Source organism: Streptomyces sp. NPDC003016, assembly GCF_053591455.1.
The window spans coordinates 150,703-173,044 of the sequence record NZ_JBSFTV010000001.1 but is presented as its reverse complement, the minus strand read 5'-3'; the positions used below and the strand labels follow the sequence as shown (position 1 = coordinate 173,044).

The following is a 22,342-nucleotide window of genomic DNA, read 5'->3' as shown; positions in this document are numbered from 1 at the left end:
GAGATGCAACTCTCATGACAGACGCACTCAAGCGCCTCTCCGACGAAGGCGTCGCGATCTGGCTTGACGACCTTTCGCGCAAGCGGATCACGTCCGGCAACCTCGCCGAGCTGATCGACCAGCAGCACGTCGTGGGCGTCACCACCAACCCGTCGATCTTCCAGAAGGCGATCTCGCAGGGCGACGGTTACGACCAGCAGCTCAGTGACCTGGCCGCCCGCGAGGTCACCGTCGAAGAAGCCATCCGCATGATCACGACGGCTGACGTGAGGGACGCCGCCGACATCCTGCGGCCGGTCTTCGACGCGACCGGCGGCCAGGACGGCCGCGTGTCGATCGAGGTCGACCCGCGCCTGGCGCACAACACCAAGGCGACGACCGCCGAGGCCAGGCAGCTCGCCTGGCTGGTGGACCGCCCGAACACCCTGATCAAGATCCCCGCCACCGAGGCGGGCATCCCGGCGATCGCCGAGACCATCGGTCTGGGCATCAGCGTCAACGTGACGCTGATCTTCTCGCTGGAGCGCTACCGCAAGGTCATGGACGCCTACCTGACCGGTCTGGAGAAGGCGAAGGCCGCGGGCCTGGACCTCTCCGAGATCCACTCGGTGGCCTCGTTCTTCGTGTCCCGCGTGGACACCGAGATCGACAAGCGTCTCGACGGCATCGGCACGGACGAGGCCAAGGCGCTCAAGGGCAAGGCCGCCCTCGCCAACGCCCGTCTGGCGTACCAGGCGTACGAGGAGGTCTTCTCCTCGGACCGCTGGGCCGCTCTGGACCGGGCCGGCGCCAACAGGCAGCGTCCGCTGTGGGCCTCGACCGGCGTCAAGGACCCGGCGTACAAGGACACGCTGTACGTCGAGGACCTCGTCGCCCCCGGCACGGTGAACACCATGCCCGAGGCGACGCTGGAAGCGACCGCCGACCACGGCAACATCACGGGCAACACGATCGCAGGCACCTACGAGCAGGCGCGCGCCGAGCTCGACGCCGTCGAGAAGCTCGGGATCGCCTACGACGACGTGGTGCAGCTGCTCGAGGACGAGGGCGTCGACAAGTTCGAGGCGTCCTGGAACGACCTGCTCAAGTCGACCGAGGCGGAGCTCAAGCGCCTCGCCCCTTCGGAGGCCTAAAAATTGTCCAGCAGCAATCCGCTGCGTGACGCTCAGGACCGACGGCTCCCGCGTATCGCGGGGCCGTCGGGCCTGGTCATCTTTGGCGTCACGGGCGATTTGTCCCGTAAAAAGCTGATGCCCGCCGTGTACGACCTGGCCAATCGCGGCCTGCTGCCACCGGGCTTCTCCCTCATCGGCTTCGCCCGGCGCGACTGGGAGAACGAGGACTTCACCCAGATCGTCCACGACGCCGTCAAGGAACACGCCCGCACGCCCTTCCGCGAGGAGGTCTGGCAGCAGCTGATCCAGGGCATGCGTTTCGTCCAGGGCAACTTCGACGACGACGCCGCGTTCGAGACGCTCAAGTCCACCATCCAGGAACTCGACAAGGCGCAGGGCACCGGCGGCAACTTCGCCTTCTACCTGTCCGTGCCCCCGAAGTTCTTCCCCAAGGTCGTCCAGCAGCTCAAGAAGCACGGCCTGGCCGACCAGAAGGAAGGCTCCTGGCGGCGGGCCGTCATCGAGAAGCCCTTCGGCCACGACCTGGCCTCCGCGCAGGAGCTGAACCGGATCGTCCACGAGGTCTTCCCGGCCAACGAGGTCTTCCGGATCGACCACTACCTGGGCAAGGAGACGGTCCAGAACATCATGGCGCTGCGCTTCGCCAACCAGATGTTCGAGCCGCTGTGGAACCGGTCGTACGTCGACCACGTCCAGATCACGATGGCCGAGGACATCGGCATCGGCGGCCGCGCCGGCTACTACGACGGCATCGGCGCCGCCCGCGACGTCATCCAGAACCACCTCCTCCAGCTGCTCGCGCTGACCGCCATGGAGGAGCCCGCCTCCTTCGAGGCGGACGCGCTGGTCGCCGAGAAGACCAAGGTGCTCGGCGCCGTCAAGCTCCCCAAGGACCTGGGCCGGGAGACCGTACGCGGGCAGTACGCGGCGGGCTGGCAGGGCGGTGCGAAGGCCGTCGGCTACCTCCAGGAAGAGGGCATCGACCCCAAGTCGAAGACCGACACCTACGCTGCGATCAAGCTGGAGATCGACAACCGCCGCTGGGCGGGCGTCCCGTTCTACCTCCGTACCGGCAAGCGCCTCGGCCGCCGCGTCACCGAGATCGCGGTCGTCTTCCAGCGCGCCCCGCACTCCCCCTTCGACCAGACGGCCACGGAAGAGCTGGGGCAGAACGCCCTGGTCATCCGCGTCCAGCCGGACGAGGGCGTCACGGTCCGTTTCGGCTCCAAGGTGCCGGGCACCTCGATGGAGGTGCGGGACGTGTCGATGGACTTCGCGTACGGCGAGTCCTTCACCGAGTCCAGCCCGGAGGCGTACGAGCGCCTGATCCTGGACGTCCTGCTCGGCGACGCCAACCTCTTCCCGCGTCTGGAGGAGGTCGAACAGTCCTGGCGCATCCTCGACCCGATCGAGGAGTACTGGGACACCCACGGCAAGCCCGCGCAGTACCCGGCCGGAACCTGGGGCCCGGTCGAGGCGGACGAAATGCTCGCACGAGACGGACGGAGCTGGCGTCGGCCATGAAAATCGACCTGACGGACACCACGTCCAGCAAGATCAACAAGGCTCTCGTCCAGGGCCGCCGCGCCATCGGCACGCCGGCCGTGGGCATGGTCCTCACACTGGTCATCGTCACCGACGAGGAGAACGCGTACGACGCGCTCAAGGCGGCCAACGAGGCCTCCCGCGAGCACCCTTCGCGCACCCTCGTCGTCATCAAGCGGGTCTCGCGCTCGCCGCGCGACCGCGCCAAGGCGCGCCTCGACGCCGAAGTGCGGGTGGGCACGGCGGCGGGCACCGGCGAGACGGTGATCCTGCGGCTGTACGGCGAGGTCATCGACCACGCGCAGTCGGTGGTGCTGCCCCTGCTGCTGCCGGACGCGCCCGTCGTGGTGTGGTGGGCGGCCAACGCGCCGCTCGACCCGGCGAACGACCCGCTCGGCGCGCTCGCGCAGCGCCGCGTCACGGACACGTACGCCGCCGAACACCCGGTCGACGAGCTGAGGGCGCGCGCCGAGGCCTACACGCCGGGCGACACCGACCTGTCGTGGACGCGCATCACGCCGTGGCGCTCGATGCTCGCGGCCGCGCTGGACCAGGTGGAGTGCGAGGTCACCTCGGTGGAGGTGGAGGGCGAGGAGTTCAACCCGAGCGTCGAGCTGCTCGGCATGTGGCTCGCCGACCGGCTCCACGTACCCGTGAAGCGTTCGGTGTCTTCGGGTCCGGGCCTGACCGGCGTACAGATGGAGACCAACTGCGGCCCGATCACACTCGGCCGGGCGGACGGCTCGCTGGCCTCCCTGTCCATCGAGGGGCAGCCGGACCGCGCGGTGGCGCTCAAGCGGCGGGAGACCTCCGAGCTGATCGCCGAGGAACTGCGCAGGCTCGACCCGGACGACACGTACGCGTCGACGCTGAAGTTCGGTGTCGATCGGCTCGGTGAGGGTCCGGAGGGCAAGGCTGCCTCACCGGCGGCGGACGAGCCCGCCGCCGCCACCAAGCCCGCGAAGAAGCCGGCTCCGTCTTCGGCCCCGGCTTCCTCCTCGGCCTCCAGGAAGGCGGCGTCGAAGTGAGGGCACCTCAGCTCGTCGTCCACCACGACAAGGAGCTGATGGCTCAGGCCGCGGCGGCGCGGCTGATCACGAAGGTCGTGGACGCCCAGACCTCGCGCGGCTCGGCGTCGGTGGTGCTGACGGGCGGCCGCAACGGCAACGGCCTGCTGGCCGCGCTCGCCTCGGCTCCGGCCAGGGACGCGATCGACTGGTCGCGTCTGGACCTGTGGTGGGGCGACGAGCGCTTCCTCCCCGCCGGGGACCCGGAGCGCAACCACACCCAGGCGTGCGAGGCGCTGCTGGACGCGGTGCCGCTGGACCCCGCCCGGGTCCACCCGATGCCGGCTTCGGACGGCGGGTTCGGGGCGGACGTGGACGCGGCGGCCGCTGCGTACGCCGCCGAACTGGCCGCGGCGGCGGGGCCCGAGGACCACGGTCCGGTGCCGACGTTCGACGTCCTGATGCTGGGCGTCGGTCCCGACACGCATGTCGCGTCGCTGTTCCCGGAGCTGCCGGCGGTCCGCGAGACCGAGCGCACGGTGGTGGGCGTCCACGGTGCCCCCAAGCCCCCGCCCACCCGGATCACCCTCACGCTGCCCGCGATCCGCGCGGCGCGCGAGGTGTGGCTGCTGGCGGCGGGCGAGGACAAGGCGAAGGCCGCGGTCGTCGCCCTGTCGGGCGCCGGGGAGATCCAGGCCCCGGCGGCGGGCGCGTACGGCCGCCGCCGGACGCTGTGGCTCCTGGACGACGCGGCGGCCTCCCGGCTACCGCGCGACCTCTACCCGCCGGCTTCGGCCTGATCACGCCGCTGTGGCCCGGCTGCGGCCCGGTTCGCCCTCGGGGCGGCCCGGGCCGCAGCTTTTCTCCCGTGCCCGCCCCTTCCCGGACCGGGGGGCGGCCCCGGCGCCCGGACGGGCTACGGGCGTTGTCCTCGATCGCCGGACGGGCTTGGATTTCGGTTCCCGGTGCGGCTGCGTCTTCCGCTCCCGTCACGGGAGCCCCTCCCGCCCGTCCGGTGATGGGGAGGCGGGTCCGGGGCGGCGCCCGGTCCGGGAGGGGGCGGGACGGGGACAGCTCCGCGCAGCGGACCCTGCCGCCCGGCCTCCGCTACCCCGGCCGCTCCAGGAACGGCTCCAGCAGACCCGGTACCGCCGCCTCCGCGAAGGCCAGCGCCTCCGGCTCCCGCGCGTCGTAGACCGAGTACGCCCCCGCTCCCGCCGCGGTGGTCGCCGTCAGCGTGATCAGGCCGGCCCGGCGCTGGAAGTACGACTGCTTCACCGTCCACCCGACGATTCCGCCCCGCTGGAGCGCGACCGTCGTACGCCGCACCGTCCCCGACCGTGCCACCAGGTAGCCACCGCTGATGGCGTGCCCGAGGCTGCGGTACGCGTCCAGTGCCAGGAGCACCGCGAGCGGCAGCACCACCACCGCGCACGCCCCGGCGGCGTACAGCAGGACGTCGGTCAGCACCGCACCGAGGACGGCGAGGGCGAGCACCGGGACCAGCGCCGCGCCCACCGCCCAGCGCAGCCGGCGCGTACGGGCGGCCGGCGGGTGCGGCGTGAGGCCGGCCGCGCCCGTCGGTGAGACGGCCTCGCGCAGGACGCGCGCCGTCACCCTCTCCGCGGTGGCCCGCGGCGCGGCAGGCAGCAGCGTCTTGTGGTCGGCGTGCCGGCTGTCCTCGTCCGCCGCCAGCCCGGTGGCGACCGCGTCCACCCGCGCCGCCCCCAGTGTCCGCACCCCCAGCGGCTCGACGAGCTCCACACCGCGCAGCCTGCGCTCCTCGATGGAGATCGACCGCGTGGTGAACAGGCCGCGGCGGACCCGCAGCGTGCCCCCGGGCTCGCGCTCCAGCCGGTAGTTCCACCACATCTCGACCCACAGGCCGAGCGCCCCCACGACCCCCGCCGCGCACGCTCCGACGACGAGCACCACGATCGTCCAGGCGACCGGCGTGTCGTGGAACCGGTCCCGCACCCAATCGATCAACTTCCCCTGCGCGCCGAACCATTCACTGACCTGCATCAGCCCGCCGGCCGCCGCGCCGCCCAGTGCGGGGGCGACGAAGGAGAGCGGAGCGTACCGGATCCAGGCGGGGTCGAGCGTGGCCAGTTCGCCCTCCCGGTGGGGGCCAGGTCCTGCGGTGGTCCCGCGGTACAGCAGTTCCCTGCGCAGCCGCTCGCCCTCCTCCCGTGTCACCGGGTCGAGTTCGAGCGTGGACTCGCCGCCGCCGGTGTTCTCACCGGTGCCGATACGGACCTTCACGAGGCCGAGGACCCGCAGCAGCACATTGGCCGTCAGGTCGACGCTGCGGATGCGTTCACGGGCCAGCGAGCGGCGCTTGACCAGCAGCAGCCCCGTGTGGAGTTCGGCGCGCTCGGCGCCGATGCGGTACCGCGTCCTGCGCCAGCGCACGTAGTCGAGCGCGGTGCCGCCCACGATCAGCAGGAAGGCTCCGGTCCCCGCCCAGGCGAGCGCCTGCCCCACCGGCCTGCTCCCCGCGAGCCCGAGGAAGGCCGGCACTCCGGCGCCCACCGCGATGCCCGCCATGACCAGCGCGGCGGCCAGGACGGTGCGTGGGGCCAGCCGCCGCCAGCCGCCGCTCTCCGGCCGCGCCCCACTCCCGGGGGCTCCTCCCGGGACGCTCACGTCGCATCCCCGGGAGTGGCCCGCGTCATCAGGGTCAGCCGCTCCGCCAGCTCCGCGGCGAGCTCGTGATCGAGCCCCTCGATCTTCACCGCGCCCTTGGAGGACGCGGTGGTGACGATGACCGTGGCGAGTCTGAACGCCTGCTCCAGCGGTCCGCGCACGGTGTCCACGGTCTGGATCCGCGACATCGGCGCGATCCGCCACTCCTGCCAGAAGAAGCCGGTACGCACGTACACCGCGTCGTCGGTGACTTCCCAGCGGTGCACCCGGAACCACCACGGCGGCAGGAACACGGCGGTGGCCGTGCCGAGCACCGCGAGCACGCCGGCGGACAGCAGCAGCCACGGCCGTGCGGGCACGACGAGCGTGCCCAGCACGGCCAGTACCGCCACCGGGACCGCGGTCAGCAGCAGCCACTGTGTCCGCCACCAGCCGATGACCCGCCGGTCGAGCGTGTTGTTCGGCGGCCTGAGCCGCACACTCCCCGTCCCCCCGGCCATCGGCCTTGCCTCCCGTCCGCCGGCCGGTCAGCGACCGCGCAGGGTACGGTACTTGGCGGCCAGGGTCGCGGTCGAGCTGTCCAGCTGCTCGCCTCCTGTGCCTTCCGTCAGGACCGGCTCGATCTTCTTGGCGAGGACCTTGCCGAGTTCGACGCCCCACTGGTCGAACGAGTCGATGTTCCAGATGGCTCCCTGGACGAACACCTTGTGCTCGTACAGCGCGATCAACTGGCCCAGCACGGACGGGGTGAGCTCGTCCGCGAGGATCGTCGTCGTCGGGTGGTTGCCGCGGAACGTCTTGTGCGGCACCAGTTCCCCGGCCACGCCTTCCGCCCGCACCTCGTCGGGCGTCCTGCCGAAGGCCAGCGCCTGTGTCTGGGCGAAGAAGTTCGCCATGAGCAGGTCGTGCTGCGCCTCCAGGCCCGGCATCAGGTCGGCGACCGGCCTGGCGAAGCCGATGAAGTCGGCCGGGATCATCTTCGTGCCCTGGTGCAGCAACTGGTAGTAGGCGTGCTGTCCGTTGGTGCCCGGCGTGCCCCACACCACCGGTCCCGTCTGCCAGTCGACCGGGTTGCCCTCACGGTCCACGGACTTGCCGTTGGACTCCATGTCGAGCTGCTGGAGGTACGCCGTGAACTTCGACAGGTAGTGGCTGTACGGGAGGACCGCGTGCGCCTGCGCGTCGTAGAACTCCCCGTACCAGACGCCCAGCAGACCGAGCAGCAGCGGCGCGTTCTCCTCGGCCGGCGCGGTGCGGAAGTGCTCGTCGACCAGGTGGAAGCCGTCGAGCATCTCGCGGAAGCGGCCGGGGCCGATCGCGATCATCAGGGACAGGCCGATGGCCGAGTCGTACGAGTACCGCCCGCCGACCCAGTCCCAGAACTCGAACATGTTGGCCGTGTCGATACCGAAGTCCGCGACCTTCTCGGCGTTCGTGGACAGCGCCACGAAGTGCTTGGCGACGGCACCGCTGTCCGCGCGGAGGTTCGTCAGCAGCCAGTCGCGCGCCGACGTGGCGTTGGTGATGGTCTCGATCGTGGTGAAGGTCTTGGACGCGATGACGAACAGCGTCTCGGCCGGGTCCAAGTCCCGCACGGCCTCGTGCAGATCGGCTCCGTCGACGTTCGACACGAAGCGGACCGTGAGGTCCCGGTCGGTGAAGGAGCGCAGCGCCTCGTACGCCATGGCGGGACCGAGGTCGGAACCGCCGATGCCGATGTTGACGACGTTCTTGATGCGCTTGCCGGTGTGGCCGGTCCACTCCCCCGACCTGATCCGGTCGGCGAAGCCGGCCATCCTGTCGAGCACCGCGTGGACGGCGGGGACGACGTTCTCCCCGTCGACCTCGATCACCGCGTCGCGCGGCGCGCGCAGGGCGGTGTGCAGCACCGCGCGGTCCTCGGTGGTGTTGATCTTCTCGCCGCGGAACATCGCGTCCCGCAGCTCGGCGACCCCGGCTCCGCGGGCCAGGTCGCGCAACAGCCCCAGTGTCTCGTCCGTCACCAGGTGCTTGGAGTAGTCGAGGTAGAGGTCCCCGACCTTGACGGTGTATCCGGTACCCCGCTCGGAATCGGCGGCGAACAGTTCGCGCAGATGCGTCTGGCCCAGCTGCTCGCGGTGCTTCGCGAGAGCGGTCCACTCGGGCATCCGGTTGAGCCTGGTACGGCTTTCTGCGTTCATCTCGGACATCAGCCCACTTCTTCTCGTACCTGCGTGCATGCCCCCTGGCAGCTCCAACCTAATTGATCAGAGCGGCCAGCGATGCTATGGCGGCCGTGAAGAGCGCCGCCGCCAGCAGGGCGGGGGTGTTCAGACCCCAGGCGGAGGCGGCCGCACCGCCCAGCAGCGCGCCGAGCGGCGCGCCCGCGATCGCGAGCGTACGGAAGGCCGAACTGATCCTTCCCAGCATGGCCTCCGGGCTGCGCTCCTGCATGAGCGTCACCTGGTGGGTGTTCCACACCAGCCCCATGAGTCCGAACAGCGCCATCGCCGTGACCGTCACCCACAGCTCGCGGACGAGTCCCATCGCCGCCAGGCAGCAGATTTGCACGGCTCCGGCCACGAACACACTGCGTATCCGCCCGATCCGCCGGGAAAGCCGGCCGGCCAGCAGTCCGCCCGCCACACTGCCCACGCCGTACGCCGTGATGGCCGCCGCGTAACCGCCGTGTCCGGCGTCGAGCCAGCCGGTGACCTGGAGGACCAGGGTGGCGATGAGCGCGGCCATGCCGATGTTGCACAGCGTGGTGGCGACGCAGAGCCCGCGCAGCACGCGGTCCCGCCACAGCACCCGCAGCCCCTGCGCGATGTCCCCGCGCAGCGTGCTGCCCGGCGGTCTCGGCGCCCGCTCAGGCGCCGTCACCCGCAGCGAGGCGATCAGCACGGCCCCCAGGACGTACGTCGCGGCGTCCGCGGCGTACGGCACGGCCGCGCCCGCCAGCAGCAGCACCGGCACCAGCGGGGCGGCCAGGAAGCCTCCCGCGATCTGCTGTCCGGTCAGCAGCCGGGCGTTGGCGCTGCCCAGGGCGGCCTTGGCCACCAACGAGGGCAGCAGGGCCGTGGCGGCGTTGTCGAAGAGGGTCTGGAGGGTGGTGAGCGCGAAGGCGAGCGCGACGAGCAGCGCGATCGAGGCGTGGCCGAGGGCGACCGCCACCGCGAAGGCGGCCATCAGCGCGGCCCGCACCAGGTCCACGGCCCACATCGCCCGGCGCTGGTCCACCCGGTCCGCCACCGCTCCGCCCAGCAGTCCGAACAGCAGCCACGGCAGGTAGCCGCACGCCGTCACCAACGCCACCAGCACGGGGTCGGACGTCAGCGAGGCGGCCAGCAGCGGCATCGCGGCCGTACGCAGCGAGTCGCCGAACTTCGAGACGACAGCCGCGGTCCACAGCCGGCCGAACCCCCCGCGCCAGGCCGGGGCCCGCGCCTCTTCCGCCGCCGGTTGCGCGGCCGCGGCCCCGTTCGTCGTCACAACTCCCCCTTCCGGTCCCGTGATTCAAGAACCGTAGAGGGTGCCACTGACAACCGGCCCGGAGAAGCAGTCCGGAGAAGCAGTCCGGCCGGGCACCCGAAGGTGTCCGGCCGGATCGCAATTCCTAGATCTCGCCCCGCAGCTTCGCGAGCGCCTCGGCGAGAATCGCCTCGCCGTCCGCGTCGCTGCGCCGTTCCCGTACGTACGCGAGATGCGTTTTGTACGGTTCCGTGCGCGGCGGGGCCGGCGGATCGTCCCGGTCCTGTCCGGCCGGGAACCCGCAGCGCGGGCAGTCCCACGTGTCCGGAACCTGAGCGTCATGGGCGAAGCTCGGCTGTGTCTCGTGCCCGTTGGAGCACCAGAAGGAGATGCGGAGACGGGGGGCGGACTCGCCGCGCTCGGCCTCACCCATCGGCCCCGCTCCGACCCGGCTTCCCCGGATCGCGTTGCCACTTGCCACGGTCGTAACTCCCTGCGTGATGGTGCTGCGCTGCATCAATCAGCGGCTACCGCCGCGGAGTCGTCAAACAGCTCAGCTGCGAGCGCCCCACTCTACGCAGGGCCCAACGCGCGTCCAGGGACTGGAGTTGCACCCCCGCCCCGCGAACGCGAGCCGCCGGGGCCATGATAGGCCGCGCTCCCGTCTGCGTACCGGACTACGGGTCAGGTGTCCAGCTTCATCAGCAGACCGAGCACGATAATGCAGGCAAACCAGATCAGACCGATTACCACCGTGATGCGGTCGAGGTTGCGCTCGGCGACCGAGGACCCACCGACGGACGACTGCATGCCGCCACCGAACATGTCGGAGAGACCGCCGCCCTTCCCCTTGTGCATCAGAACCAGCAGCATCAGCAGCAGGCTGAAGACGATCAGGGCGATCGAGAACCCCATAACCACGGCTGGACCAACTTCCTCGGACTTCGGACTTCGGAGACGGACAACGGGGGCCGGGCGGCTGTTGCGTAACAGCCCCGGCCCCCGCCAGGGTACGACGGATCGGCCCTAGGGCCTACTCACTGGTCGCGGAACCGAATGATCTTGACGAACTCGTCGGCGTCCAGCGCCGCGCCGCCCACCAGGGCCCCGTCGACGTCCGGCTGCGCCATGATCGCGGCGACGTTCCCGGACTTGACCGAGCCGCCGTACTGGATGCGGACCTTGTCGGCCAGCTCCTGCGAGTACAGCTCCGCGAGACGGCCGCGGATCGCTCCGCAGACCTCCTGCGCGTCCTCGGGGGTGGCGACCTCGCCGGTGCCGATGGCCCACACCGGCTCGTACGCGATCACGACGGACTCGGCCTGCTCGGCCGGGATGTCCTTGAGGCCGCCGTCGAGCTGGGCGAGCGTGTGCGCGACCTGGTTGCCCGCCTTGCGGACGTCGAGGCCCTCGCCGACGCACAGGATCGGGGTCAGGCCGTGCTTGTACGCGGCCTTCACCTTGGCGTTGCAGACCTCGTCGGTCTCGTTGTGGTACTGCCGGCGCTCGGAGTGGCCGACGGCGACGTACGCGCACTTGAGCTTGGCGAGCAGCACGCCCGAGATCTCACCGGTGTACGCGCCGGAGTCGTGCGCCGAGATGTCCTGGGCGCCGTACTTGATCTTGAGCTTGTCGGCGTCCACCAGCGTCTGCACGGACCGCAGGTCGGTGAAGGGGGGCAGGACCGCGACCTCTACGGAGTCGTAGTCCTTGTCGGTGAGCGCGAAGGCGAGCTTCTGGACGTGCGCGATGGCCTCGAGGTGGTTGAGGTTCATCTTCCAGTTGCCCGCCATCAGCGGGGTACGGCCTTGGCCGATAACAGTCATTGAGGGTCAGTCCTCCAGTGCGGCGAGACCGGGAAGCGTCTTGCCCTCGAGGTATTCGAGGCTGGCGCCGCCACCGGTCGAGATGTGGCCGAATGCGTTCTCGTCGAAGCCCAGGATGCGGACGGCGGCGGCGGAGTCGCCACCACCGACCACCGTGAAGGCGGGGCTGTCGACGAGGGCCTGGGCGACCGCCTTGGTGCCCTCGGCGTAGTCGGGGTGTTCGAAGACGCCCATCGGGCCGTTCCAGAAGACGGTGGCCGCGTCGGCGAGCTTCGATGCGTACAGCTTGCGGGTCTCCGGACCGATGTCCAGACCCTCCTGATCGGCCGGGATGGCGTCCGCGGCGACCGTCGTCGGGTTGGCCGGAGCCTTCGTCTTGAGGTCCGGGAAGTCGGCCGAGACCAGTACGTCGACGGGGAGCACGAACTCCACGCCCTTGGCCTCGGCCCGCTCCAGGTACTCCAGGACCGTCGGGACCTGGTCCTCCTGGAGCAGCGAGATGCCGACCTCGTGGCCCTGGGCCTTGAGGAAGGTGTACGCCATGCCGCCGCCGACCAGGATGCGGTCGGCCTTCTCCAGCAGGTGGTCGATCACGCCGAGCTTGTCGGAGACCTTGGCGCCGCCGAGGGCCACGACGTACGGCCGCTCGACGTCGTCCGTGAGCTTCTTCAGGACACCGACCTCGGTGGCGATGAGGCCGCCGGCGACGTGCGGGAGGCGGGCCGGGAGGTCGAAGACCGAGGCGTGCTTGCGGTGCACGGCGCCGAAGCCGTCGCCGACGTACACATCGGCGAGCTCGGCCAGCCGGTCCGCGAAGGCGCCGCGCTCGGCGTCGTCCTTCGAGGTCTCGCCGGCGTTGAAGCGGAGGTTCTCGATGACGGCGACCTTGCCGTTGCCGAGGCCCGCGACGACGGCCTTGGCGGACTCGCCGACCGTGTCGGTCGCGAAGGCGACCTGGGTACCGAGGAGTTCACCGAGGCGCGCGGCGGCGGGGGCGAGCGAGAAGGCCGGCTCCGGGGCGCCCTTGGGGCGGCCCAGGTGCGAGGCGACGACGACGCGGGCGCCCGCGGCGGCGAGCTTCTCGATCGTCGGCTGGACGGCGCGGATACGGCCGTCGTCGGTGATGGTGGTGCCGTCGAGCGGCACATTGAGGTCGGCGCGGACGAATACCCGCTTGCCCTCGACCCCTTCGGCGAGAAGTTCGTCGATCGTCTTCATCTGTTACTGGACTCCTTGGGAGACAAAACACGTGACAGGGCCCGGCCAGCGCCGCGTTGCGCTGGCCGAGCCCTGTGCTCACATCGAGGTGCCTGCCGGACGGATCAGAGCTGGCTGCCGACGAAGACCGTGAGGTCGACGAGGCGGTTGGAGTAGCCCCACTCGTTGTCGTACCAGCCGATGACCTTGACCTGGGTGCCCTCGGCCATGGTCAGCGAGGAGTCGAAGGTGCAGGACGCCGGCTCGTTGACGATGTCGGAGGACACGATCGGGTCGGCCGTGTACTCGATGATGCCCTTGAGCTCGCCCTCGGCGGCCTTCTGGAAGGCCGCGTTGATCTCGTCCTTGGTGACCTCGCGCTCCAGCGTGATGACCAGGTCGGTGACCGAGCCGGTCGGGACCGGGACGCGCATCGCGATGCCGTCGAGCTTGCCCTTGAGCTGCGGGAGGACCAGCGCGGTGGCCTTGGCGGCACCCGTGGTGGTCGGGATGATGTTCTCGGCGGCGGCGCGTGCGCGACGCAGGTCGGAGTGGGGGAAGTCCAGGATGCGCTGATCGTTGGTGTACGCGTGCACCGTCGTCATCAGGCCCTTGACGATGCCGAAGTTCTCGTCGAGGACCTTGGCCATCGGCGCCACGCAGTTGGTGGTGCAGGAGGCGTTGGAGATGACGTGGTGGTTGGCCGCGTCGTACTTGTCCTGGTTGACGCCCATCACGATGGTGATGTCCTCGTCCTTGGCCGGAGCCGAGATGAGGACCTTCTTCGCACCACCTGCGAGGTGCTTCTGGGCATCGGCCTTCTTGGTGAAGATGCCGGTGGACTCGATCACGACGTCGACGCCGAGCTCGCCCCACGGGATGTCCGCCGGGTTGCGCTCGGACAGCACCTTGATGGTGTGGCCGTCGACGGTGATGGTGTCCGCCGTGTGCGACACCTCGGCCCTGAGGCGGCCGAGAATGGTGTCGTACTTCAGAAGGTGTGCCGTGGTCGCAGTGTCACCCAGGTCGTTGACAGCCACGATCTCGATGTCCGCACCCTGCTCCAGCAGCGCCCGGAAGTAGTTGCGCCCGATGCGGCCGAAGCCGTTGATGCCTACGCGGATCGTCACGAAACCGATCTCCTCGTTGGTACGCCGGGTTTCGACGCCGGCGAGATGTATGGGATGTCCCCGACCGCTTCCGACCCTACCTCTACGCGGCGCTGTGGGTGACATCGAGCGGGCCCGGACGCGGCCCGGCGGTCCGTACTCCCCAGTAGGAGCACGGACCGCCGGGACCTGCGGCCCTTCCGGACCGGTTACGCAGAGTAAGCGCGGACCCGTTGCGGGGTCAGCGCCGCAGCGAACCCAGCGCCTTGCCCAGCAGCGCGGTCCGCTCCGCGGCGTCCGGCACGTGTTCCAGGCCGAAACCGAACAGAACGGTGTCACGCGTAGTGACTGCCGCATAGGACTTGAACAGCTCGCCCGACCGGGCCCAGTCGCCCCCGACAGCGGGACTTCCGGCCGGGGCCCCGGGGACCGTCCAGGCGCCGAGCGAGGTCTCGAAGCCCTCGCTCTCCCCGTCGGCCCCGCCGACGGTCAGCCGCGCGTCGTCCACGAAGACGCCGCGGCCGCCGCTGCCGGGGTCGGTGATGGAGCTGAGCGCCAGCTCGACCTTCTTGCCCGCGTAGGCGCTGAGGTCGAAGGAGACCTGCTTCCAGCCGCCGGACGAGCCGGTGAAGCTGTTCCAGGCGCCGGTGGTGCCGGTCGCCCTGCAGCCGCCCGCCTCCAGGGTGAGGTAGTGGCGGAGGAAGGGGTGTCCGTTGATGAAGTAGCCCTGCTCGCACTCGGCCGGCACGGTCGTCCTGGTGGCGCCGCCCGCCTCGGGGAGCGTCGTCCAGTCCTCGGCGCCCCCGGTGTGCGCCTCCAGGACCGCGTGGTCGTAGGCGTCCTCGGTGTTCCAGTTGAGGGCGAGACGCAGCTGCGGCTTGTCGGCGGCGCTCACCGCGGTGAGGTCGACCGTACGGGCGAGGCGCTTCCAGTCGCCGTCCTCGTGCGCGGCGGCCGCCATCCACTGGCCCGTGAGCGGGGCGTACGGGTTGGTGATCCCGGCGTACCGGCCCGCCTGCGCGCTCCGGAACTGCGGGAACCGCTCCACCGGCAGCGTGTCCGAGGTGACGGTGTACGCGCCCGCCGCGTCCAGCGGGTTTCCGGGCGCTCCCGTGAGCGGGCCGGCCGTTCCCGCGAGCGGTCCCGCGCCGGTGAATCCGGTGGCACCGTCGGCGTTCGTACGTCCGTAGGCACCCAGGTAGTACTGGCTGAAGTCGTTGGTGACGGCCGGACCGACGACCGCGTTGCCGCCCGCCATCTCACCGGCCTCGATCAGCTTGCCGCCCTCGTTGAGGAAGGCGCGTACGGCCAGCTGGGTGGGGCCGGCGGGCGCCTTGGCGCCGGTGTAGTGGACAGCGGTGCGGAAGTGGGAGAGGACGCCGAGGGCGTGCGGAGCTCCCTGGGCGGCGACGTCCCAGACGGCGGCGGTGCGGCCGTTCGCCCTGAGGGCGTCGACGTACTTCTGGGCGTGCTGCGCGGGTGCGCCCTCTTCGGCGATCACCAGGGTGTCCGCGCGGGAACGCTCGGCGACCGTGTACGTGAAGTGCTCGCTGGAGGTGCGCTTGCCCGCCTTGGTGCGGCCGGTGAACCAGACCTCCACCCTGTCGCCCGGTCCGGCGTCCTCGACCTCCGCGCGGTACTCGTCGAACCAGAGGTTGTCCTCGCCGCCGTACGTCTCGCCGCCCTTCCAGCGCTCCAGGTCCTCGTCGTGCGTACGGCCTCCGTTGACGCGGTAGTTGAGCTCCTTGTCGCGTACGGACTTGCGGGCCGTCACGGCGATCTCCTGGTCACCGCCGCGTGTCGCGTAGGAGGTCGTGAAGGTGTCGGGCGTGAAGTCGGGGGCGTCCATGCCGACGGGCGAGGACGGCCGGTCGGGGTGGGCGGCGGTCTCCGCGACGGAGAGGGCGAAGGGGACGTTCTTGGCGAACTCCGCCCGGATCAGTTTCTCGTCGTCGGGGAAGTTGAATCCGGACTGGCATTCCTCCGGCTTCCACCGGTCGTCGGGGTCGATGTCCGACGCCGTCTGGCAGGTGGTCATCTCGGGGGTGAACATCATCGTGCCGTTGACGTTGGCCGCGTGTCCGTCGGCTTCGCCGTTGGTGGTGTAGAGCTCGGAGGAGACCTGCGGGTGGTACCCGGGAACGGCGGGCTTTTCGGGGGTTCCCGCGAGCGCTCTGTAGAGCACGTCGTCGGGGGTCGGGGTGGCGACCTGCCAGCCGACGCCGTAGAGGATCAGCTCGGCGGCGGAGTGGTAGTTGATGCCGTACTCGAAGCCGATGCGCTTCTGGAAGCGGTCGAGCACCTGGGTCTCGGGCTCGGACATGGGGGACGCGCCGCGGTAGGTGGCGCTGGCGGGGTTCGGCGAGGAGCCCTCGTTGTCGTAGCCCCACTTGTACGCGAAGTTGCGGTTGAGGTCGACGCCGTCGCTCGCGGTGTACTTGCCGTCGGCGTCGATGTCGCGCATGTTCTTGCGCCAGAGGCGGTCGCCGTCCGGGTCGTGGGTCCAGTCGTAGCCGTCCGGGTTGGCGGAGAGCACGAACCACAGTTCGGTGGAGTCCACGATCTTCGTGATGCGGCGGTCCTTGCCGTACCGGTCCAGGTAGTGGTGCATCAGCCGCCGGGTCATCTCCGGGGTGATCCACTCACGGGCGTGCTGGTTGGACAGGTACAGCACGGAGGGCTTGGCGCCGTCCTTGGTCTTCTTCGCGCCCCTGGTGAGCTTGAGGGCGAGGATGTCCTTGCCCTGGAGGGTCTTGCCGAGGGAGACGACCTTGGTGAGGCCCGGGTGCGCCTGACCCGTCTTGACGATCTCCTCCTGGAGATTGCCCTTGCCGCTGTACGGGCGGTAGACACCGTCCCCGGCGGCGGCGAGGCGCGACTGCGTCCCCGCCGGGACCTTGCGCTCGGTGAGGTTCCTGACGCCCTTGGCGGCCAGGTCCTCGGCCTGGGCGTCGGTGAGGAAGAGCTCGACGCGCGCCGTGCCCTTATCCGGCGCCCGTTCGCCCATCTCGTGGGCGTCCTGACCGGCTGCCAGGAGCAGGGGGATCTGCTCCTTGGTGACGTCCGCGTTGAACACCTTGACGGCGTCGGCGCCCGCGTCGGCGCTGTCCGCTCCGGCGCTCGCCGATCCGGTGTTCCCCGCCCCCTCCGCCTGCGCGACGGGTGCCACCACCACACCGCCGAGCAGCAACGCGCCCGCTGCGAGGACCGATCTCGCTCTGCGTCTCATGAGCCACCCTTGCTGTTGTCTGCCACATAAGTGAACAAGCGCCAGGCTCATGACAGTCCATGGTCATGTCAATAGCGCGTCAGGGGTGTGAAAAACCGCTGTCGGCACCCGTGGGGCACCGGCAGCGGCCAGTCGTACGGCAGGGGCGGATCAGCCGATCAGCCCGTCGGCCATCTCCTCGGTGATCGTGGACTCCGTACCGGGGATGCCCAGATCCTGGGCCCGCTTGTCGGCCATGGCCAGCAGACGGCGGATCCGGCCGGCGACCGCGTCCTTCGTCAGCGGCGGATCGGCCAGCGCGCCCAGCTCCTCCAGGGATGCCTGCTTGTGGTCCATGCGCAGCCGCCCGGCGGCGGCGAGGTGCTCGGGCACCTCGTCACCGAGGATCTCCAGCGCACGCCCCACCCGGGCGCCCGCGGCGACCGCGGCCCGCGCGGAGCGGCGCAGGTTCGCGTCGTCGAAGTTGGCCAGGCGGTTGGCGGTGGCGCGGACCTCGCGGCGCATCCGCCGCTCCTCCCAGGCCAGCACGGACTCGTGCGCGCCGAGGCGGGTCAGCAGGGCGCCGATCGCGTCCCCGTCCCGTACGACGACGCGGTCCACGCCGCGCACCTCGCGCGCCTTGGCCCCGATGGAGAGCCGGCGGGCGGCGCCGACCAGGGCGAGGGCGGCCTCGGGCCCCGGGCAGGTGACCTCCAGCGAGGAGGAACGGCCGGGCTCGGTGAGCGAGCCGTGGGCGAGGAACGCGCCGCGCCAGGCGGCCTCGGCGTCGCACGTGGCACCGGAGACGACCTGCGGGGGCAGCCCGCGGATGGGCCGGCCGCGGCCGTCGACCAGGCCGGTCTGGCGCGCCAGCTGGTCACCGCCCGCCACCACCCGTACGAGATAACGGGAACCGCGGCGCAGCCCGCTCGGCGCCATCACCACCAGCTCCGAGTGGTGCCCGAAAATCTCAAGAATGTCCTTCTTGAGTCTGCGGGCGGCGAAGCTCACGTCCAGCTCCGCCTCGATCACGATCCGGCCGCTCACCAGGTGCAGCCCGCCCGCGAACCGAAGAATCGCCGAGACCTCCGCCTTCCTGCAGCAGGTCCGGGTGACGGGGAGCCGGGAGATTTCGTCCTTCACCGCTGCCGTCATCGCCATGGGCCGATCCTTCCATGCATCCGAAAAATACGGTCGTACGCGGCGGCCAACAGCTCCGGATCGTGCACCGGGGAACCGTCGGGCGCGGCGACCGGCGCCAGCTCGACCGCGGCTCCGAACCGCTTGGCGGCATCGGCGAGGGACTCGCGATCGGGCACGGCAGCCTCGTCGGCCAACACCACGTCCAGGGCGAGTTTAGGGGCGTGTCGTCCCAAAACCTCCAAATGACGCTGCGGAGAGAAGCCATCGGTTTCTCCGGGTTGCGGCGCGAGATTGAGCGACAGGACCCGACGGGCCCGCGTCTCGACGAGGGCGTCGAGCAGCTCGGGCACCAGGAGGTGCGGAATCACGGAGGAGAACCAGGAGCCGGGACCGAGCACCACCCAGTCCGCGTCGAGGACGGCGGCGACGGCCTCCGGGACGGCCGGCGGGCCCTGCGGGACCAGGTGCACGGACTGCACCTCGCCGGGGGTGAGCGCCACGGTCGCCTGACCGCGGACCGTGTCCACCTCGTCGGGGCGCCCGGGATCGTGCCCCCGTACGAGCGCCTGGAGCTCCAGCGGCACGGCGGACATGGGCAGCACCCGGCCGTGCGCGCCGAGCAGCTTGCCGACCAGGTCGAGGGCCTGGACATGGTCGCCGAGCTGCTCCCACAGGGCGACGATCAGCAGATTGCCGACGGCGTGGTCGTGCAGGTCGCCGCGGCTGGAGAAGCGGTGCTGGATGACGCGCGACCAGGTCTGGCCCCAGTCGTCGTCCCCGCACAGCGCGGCGAGCGCCTTGCGCAGGTCACCCGGTGGCAGTACGCCCAGCTCGTCGCGGAGCCGCCCGCTGGAGCCGCCGTCGTCGGCGACCGTGACCACCGCGGTCAGATCGCCGGTGATGCGGCGCAGCGCCGTGAGCGACGCGGAAAGACCCATACCGCCGCCGAGGGCGACGACCTTGGGCTGGGCGCCGCGCTTGCGCAACGGCCGCGCGGCATCACTGCCGCGCAGCCGGCGCAGGCGGAAATTGCGTCCGGTCACTCGCGCCCCATGTCCCGGTGGACGAGGACCGTCTCGACGCCTTCGGAGGAGAGGCGGGCCGCCAGCTTCTCGGACATGGCCACGCTGCGGTGCTTGCCGCCCGTGCAGCCGACGGCGATGGTGACGTACCGCTTGCCCTCGCGGCGGTAGCCGGCGGCGATGAGCTGGAGCAGCTCGGTGTACTGGTCGAGGAACTCCTTGGCGCCCGGCTGGTTGAAGACGTAGCCGGAGACCTCTTCGTTGAGGCCGGTGAAGGGACGGAGCTCCGGGACCCAGTGGGGGTTCGGCAGGAAGCGGCAGTCGACGACGAGGTCGGCGTCGACCGGCAGGCCGTACTTGTAGCCGAAGGACATGACCGTGGCGCGCAGCTGCGGCTCGTCGTCGCCCGCGAACTGGGCGTCCATCTTGGCGCGCAGTTCGTGGACGTTGAGGCTGGAGGTGTCGATGACCAGGTCGGCGTCGCCCCGCAGCTCGCGCAGCAGGTCCCGCTCGGCCGCGATGCCGTCGGTGATCCGGCCGTCGCCCTGGAGCGGGTGGGGGCGGCGTACGGACTCGAAACGGCGCACCAGGGCGTCGTCCGAGGACTCCAGGAAGACGATCCGCCGGGTGACCTCCTTGGCGTCCAGGTCGGCCAGGGACTCGCGGAGGTTGTCGAAGAAGCGCCGGCCGCGGACGTCCACGACGACGGCGATGCGGGCGACATTGCCCTGCGAGCGGGCGCCGAGCTCCACCATGGTGGGGATCAGCGCGGGCGGCAGGTTGTCGACGACGAACCAGCCGAGGTCTTCGAGGCACTTCGCGGCGGTACTGCGGCCCGCTCCCGACATGCCCGAGATGATCACCAGCTCGGGGATGGCCGGCTCGTTCGCCTCACCGTTGTGCCCGGTCTGCCCGGTCTCCCCGGTCGTGCCCGTACTCACGTGTGCTCCGTCTCCGTCGTGCTCGGTCATTCCTGCTGCCCCCGTTCCGACGGGGAGGCCGCGGATGCGTGCGCAACGGCGCCCGCGGCTTCCCCGACACCTTCCTCGTCGTCTTCAATGATCTCTCCTGTCGCCGTGTTCACGGCGGGCGCGGCCGGCGTGGCCCGCGCGAGGAACGCGGCGACGGTCTCGGCCGTCTTGCGGCCTATCCCCGGAACCTCGCAGATCTGGTCGATTGTCGCGGACCGAAGCTTTTTCACCGAACCGAAGTGCTTGACCAGAGCCTGCTTGCGCGTCTCGCCGAGGCCGGGGACGGCGTCGAGCGGTCCTGCCCTGAAGCGCTTGGCGCGCTTGGTGCGCTGGTAGCGGATGGCGAAGTCGTGGGCCGTGTCACGCACCCGCTGGAGGAGGTAGAGACCCTCGCTGCTGCGGGGCAGCACCACCGGATCGTCCTCGCCCGGCAGCCAGACCTCTTCGAGGCGCTTGGCGAGACCGCAGACGGCGACGTCGTCGATGCCGAGCTCGTCGAGGGCACGCTGGGCGGCGGCGACCTGGGGCTGTCCGCCGTCGACGACGACGAGCTGCGGCGGGTACGCGAAACGTCTGGGCCTGCCGTCGTCCTCCACGTTCGGTTCCGGTTCGGCGGGGACCTCCATGGCCCCGTTCTCCTCGGTCCACTCCCCCGTCTTCTCCTTCTCCTGGAGATAGCGGCGGAAGCGGCGGGTGAGCACTTCGTGCATGGCCCGGACGTCGTCCTGGCCCTCGAAGCTCTTGATCTGGAAGCGGCGGTACTCGCTCTTGCGCGGCAGGCCGTCCTCGAAGACGACCATGGAGGCCACCACGTCGTCGCCCTGGAGGTGGGAGATGTCGAAGCACTCGATGCGCAGCGGGGCGGAGTCCAGGCCGAGCGCCTCGGCGATCTCCTCCAGGGCGCGGGAGCGGGTGGTCAGGTCGGACGCGCGCCTGGTCTTGTGCAGGACGAGGGCCTGCTGGGCGTTGCGCAGGACCGTCGCCATCAGGTCCTTCTTGTCGCCGCGCTGCGGGATGCGCAGCGACACGTTCGAACCGCGCCGCACCGCAAGCCACTGGGACACCGCGGGGGCGTCCTCGGGCAGGGCCGGTACGAGGACCTCCTTGGGCACCGCGTCGCCCTGCTCCTCGCCGTACAGCTGCTGGAGCGCGTGCTCGACGAGTCCCGCCGTGTCCACGGCCTCGACCTTGTCGGTGACCCAGCCGCGCTGGCCGCGGACCCGGCCGCCGCGTACGTGGAAGATCTGGACGGCCGCTTCCAGCTCGTCCTCGGCGACGGCGATCAGGTCGGCGTCGGTGGCGTCGTTGAACACCACCGCGTTCTTCTCCAGGGCGCGGCGCAGGGCCCCTATGTCGTCGCGCAGGCGGGCGGCCTTCTCGTACTCCATGTCCTCGGCGGCCTCGTGCATCTGCTGTTCGAGGCGCTTGAGGTACTGACCGGTGCGGCCGGCCATGAAGTCGCAGAACTGCTCGGCCAGTTCCCGGTGCTCCCCGGGTGTGACGCGGCCCACGCAGGGCGCGGAGCACTTGCCGATGTAGCCGAGGAGGCAGGGGCGGCCGGTCCTCGCGGCGTTCTTGAAGACGCCGGCCGAGCAGGTGCGCACGGGAAAGACGCGGAGCATCAGGTCGACGGTCTCGCGGATCGCCCAGGCGTGTCCGTACGGGCCGAAATAGCGCACGCCCTTCTTCTTGGGGCCGCGCATGACCTGGACCCTGGGGAACTCCTCGCCCAGCGTCACCGCGAGGGACGGGTAGCTCTTGTCGTCGCGGTACTTGACGTTGAAGCGGGGGTCGAACTCCTTGATCCAGGAGTACTCCAGCTGGAGCGCCTCGACCTCCGTGGAGACCACCGTCCACTCGACGGACGCGGCCGTGGTGACCATGGTGCGGGTGCGCGGGTGGAGATTGGCCAGGTCCTGGAAGTACGAGGAGAGGCGCGGGCGCAGGCTCTTCGCCTTCCCGACGTAGATCACCCGGCGGTGCTCGTCGCGGAATTTGTAGACCCCCGGCGAGTCGGGGATCTGTCCCGGCTTGGGGCGGTAGCTGGAGGGGTCTGCCATGCCACACACCCTACTTGCG

At 70.6% G+C, this 22,342-nt stretch carries 18 protein-coding genes; 4 read left to right on the top strand and 14 right to left on the bottom strand.

Annotated features, from left to right (window positions below):
• The first annotated feature begins 14 nt into the window (after positions 1-14).
• The 4 genes from tal to pgl are packed head-to-tail and all read left to right on the top strand — an operon-like array spanning position 15 to position 4,488.
• Positions 15-1,133, top strand: a complete 1,119-nt coding sequence (tal, locus tag ACWDZ4_RS00725) for a transaldolase (protein ID WP_451506289.1) — start codon at positions 15-17, stop codon at positions 1,131-1,133.
• 3 nt (positions 1,134-1,136) lie between these two features.
• Entirely contained in the window at positions 1,137-2,660 is a 1,524-nt protein-coding gene (gene zwf, locus ACWDZ4_RS00720) for a glucose-6-phosphate dehydrogenase (RefSeq protein ID WP_451506288.1), read from the top strand.
• A complete protein-coding gene (gene opcA, locus ACWDZ4_RS00715; RefSeq protein WP_451506287.1) occupies positions 2,657-3,709 on the top strand; it encodes a glucose-6-phosphate dehydrogenase assembly protein OpcA in 1,053 nt (350 codons plus the stop codon). Before zwf ends, opcA begins: the two co-directional genes overlap by 4 nt.
• Positions 3,706-4,488, top strand: a complete 783-nt coding sequence (gene pgl, locus ACWDZ4_RS00710; RefSeq protein ID WP_451506286.1) for a 6-phosphogluconolactonase — start codon at positions 3,706-3,708, stop codon at positions 4,486-4,488. The genes opcA and pgl overlap by 4 nt, the downstream gene beginning before the upstream one ends.
• Before the next feature lie 307 nt (positions 4,489-4,795).
• Here pgl and ACWDZ4_RS00705 read toward each other — a convergent pair whose 3' ends face one another.
• From ACWDZ4_RS00705 to uvrC, 14 genes are all read right to left on the bottom strand, one after another.
• Positions 4,796-6,337 (bottom strand): PH domain-containing protein, encoded by a 1,542-nt coding sequence (locus tag ACWDZ4_RS00705; protein ID WP_451506285.1) that lies wholly within the window; start codon positions 6,335-6,337, stop codon positions 4,796-4,798.
• A complete protein-coding gene (locus ACWDZ4_RS00700; RefSeq protein WP_451506284.1) occupies positions 6,334-6,837 on the bottom strand; it encodes a PH domain-containing protein in 504 nt (167 codons plus the stop codon). The genes ACWDZ4_RS00705 and ACWDZ4_RS00700 overlap by 4 nt, the downstream gene beginning before the upstream one ends.
• A 27-nt stretch (positions 6,838-6,864) precedes the next feature.
• A complete protein-coding gene (pgi, locus tag ACWDZ4_RS00695; RefSeq protein WP_451506415.1) occupies positions 6,865-8,517 on the bottom strand; it encodes a glucose-6-phosphate isomerase in 1,653 nt (550 codons plus the stop codon).
• 58 nt (positions 8,518-8,575) lie between these two features.
• Positions 8,576-9,808, bottom strand: a complete 1,233-nt coding sequence (locus ACWDZ4_RS00690; protein ID WP_451506283.1) for an MFS transporter — start codon at positions 9,806-9,808, stop codon at positions 8,576-8,578.
• A gap of 124 nt (positions 9,809-9,932) precedes the next feature.
• Positions 9,933-10,268 carry an RNA polymerase-binding protein RbpA gene (locus ACWDZ4_RS00685; protein WP_451506282.1) on the bottom strand — a complete coding sequence of 112 codons (336 nt, stop codon included), beginning with the start codon at positions 10,266-10,268 and terminating at the stop codon, positions 9,933-9,935.
• Positions 10,269-10,471: 203 nt separating this feature from the next.
• Complete coding sequence (gene secG / locus ACWDZ4_RS00680; RefSeq protein ID WP_344498424.1) at positions 10,472-10,702, bottom strand: preprotein translocase subunit SecG; 231 nt, start codon at positions 10,700-10,702, stop codon at positions 10,472-10,474.
• A 122-nt stretch (positions 10,703-10,824) separates the two neighbouring features.
• Positions 10,825-11,613: a triose-phosphate isomerase gene (gene tpiA / locus ACWDZ4_RS00675; protein ID WP_451506281.1), complete on the bottom strand. Its 789-nt coding sequence runs from the start codon at positions 11,611-11,613 to the stop codon at positions 10,825-10,827.
• 6 nt (positions 11,614-11,619) lie between these two features.
• Positions 11,620-12,831, bottom strand: a complete 1,212-nt coding sequence (locus tag ACWDZ4_RS00670; RefSeq protein WP_451506280.1) for a phosphoglycerate kinase — start codon at positions 12,829-12,831, stop codon at positions 11,620-11,622.
• 104 nt (positions 12,832-12,935) lie between these two features.
• Positions 12,936-13,940, bottom strand: a complete 1,005-nt coding sequence (gene gap, locus ACWDZ4_RS00665; RefSeq protein ID WP_451506279.1) for a type I glyceraldehyde-3-phosphate dehydrogenase — start codon at positions 13,938-13,940, stop codon at positions 12,936-12,938.
• Between the two features lie 220 nt (positions 13,941-14,160).
• On the bottom strand, positions 14,161-17,148 hold the full coding sequence (locus tag ACWDZ4_RS00660) for a M14 family zinc carboxypeptidase (RefSeq protein ID WP_451506278.1): 2,988 nt from the start codon (positions 17,146-17,148) through the stop codon (positions 14,161-14,163).
• A gap of 150 nt (positions 17,149-17,298) precedes the next feature.
• Positions 17,299-18,288, bottom strand: coding sequence for a DNA-binding protein WhiA (gene whiA / locus ACWDZ4_RS00655; RefSeq protein ID WP_093801389.1), 990 nt, complete (start codon positions 18,286-18,288; stop codon positions 17,299-17,301).
• Positions 18,279-19,313 carry a gluconeogenesis factor YvcK family protein gene (locus ACWDZ4_RS00650; RefSeq protein ID WP_451506277.1) on the bottom strand — a complete coding sequence of 345 codons (1,035 nt, stop codon included), beginning with the start codon at positions 19,311-19,313 and terminating at the stop codon, positions 18,279-18,281. Before ACWDZ4_RS00650 ends, whiA begins: the two co-directional genes overlap by 10 nt.
• Complete coding sequence (gene rapZ, locus ACWDZ4_RS00645; protein WP_451506276.1) at positions 19,310-20,263, bottom strand: RNase adapter RapZ; 954 nt, start codon at positions 20,261-20,263, stop codon at positions 19,310-19,312. Before rapZ ends, ACWDZ4_RS00650 begins: the two co-directional genes overlap by 4 nt.
• Complete coding sequence (gene uvrC / locus ACWDZ4_RS00640) at positions 20,260-22,323, bottom strand: excinuclease ABC subunit UvrC (RefSeq protein ID WP_451506275.1); 2,064 nt, start codon at positions 22,321-22,323, stop codon at positions 20,260-20,262. The genes rapZ and uvrC overlap by 4 nt, the downstream gene beginning before the upstream one ends.
• Between the last annotated feature and the right edge of the window lie 19 nt (positions 22,324-22,342).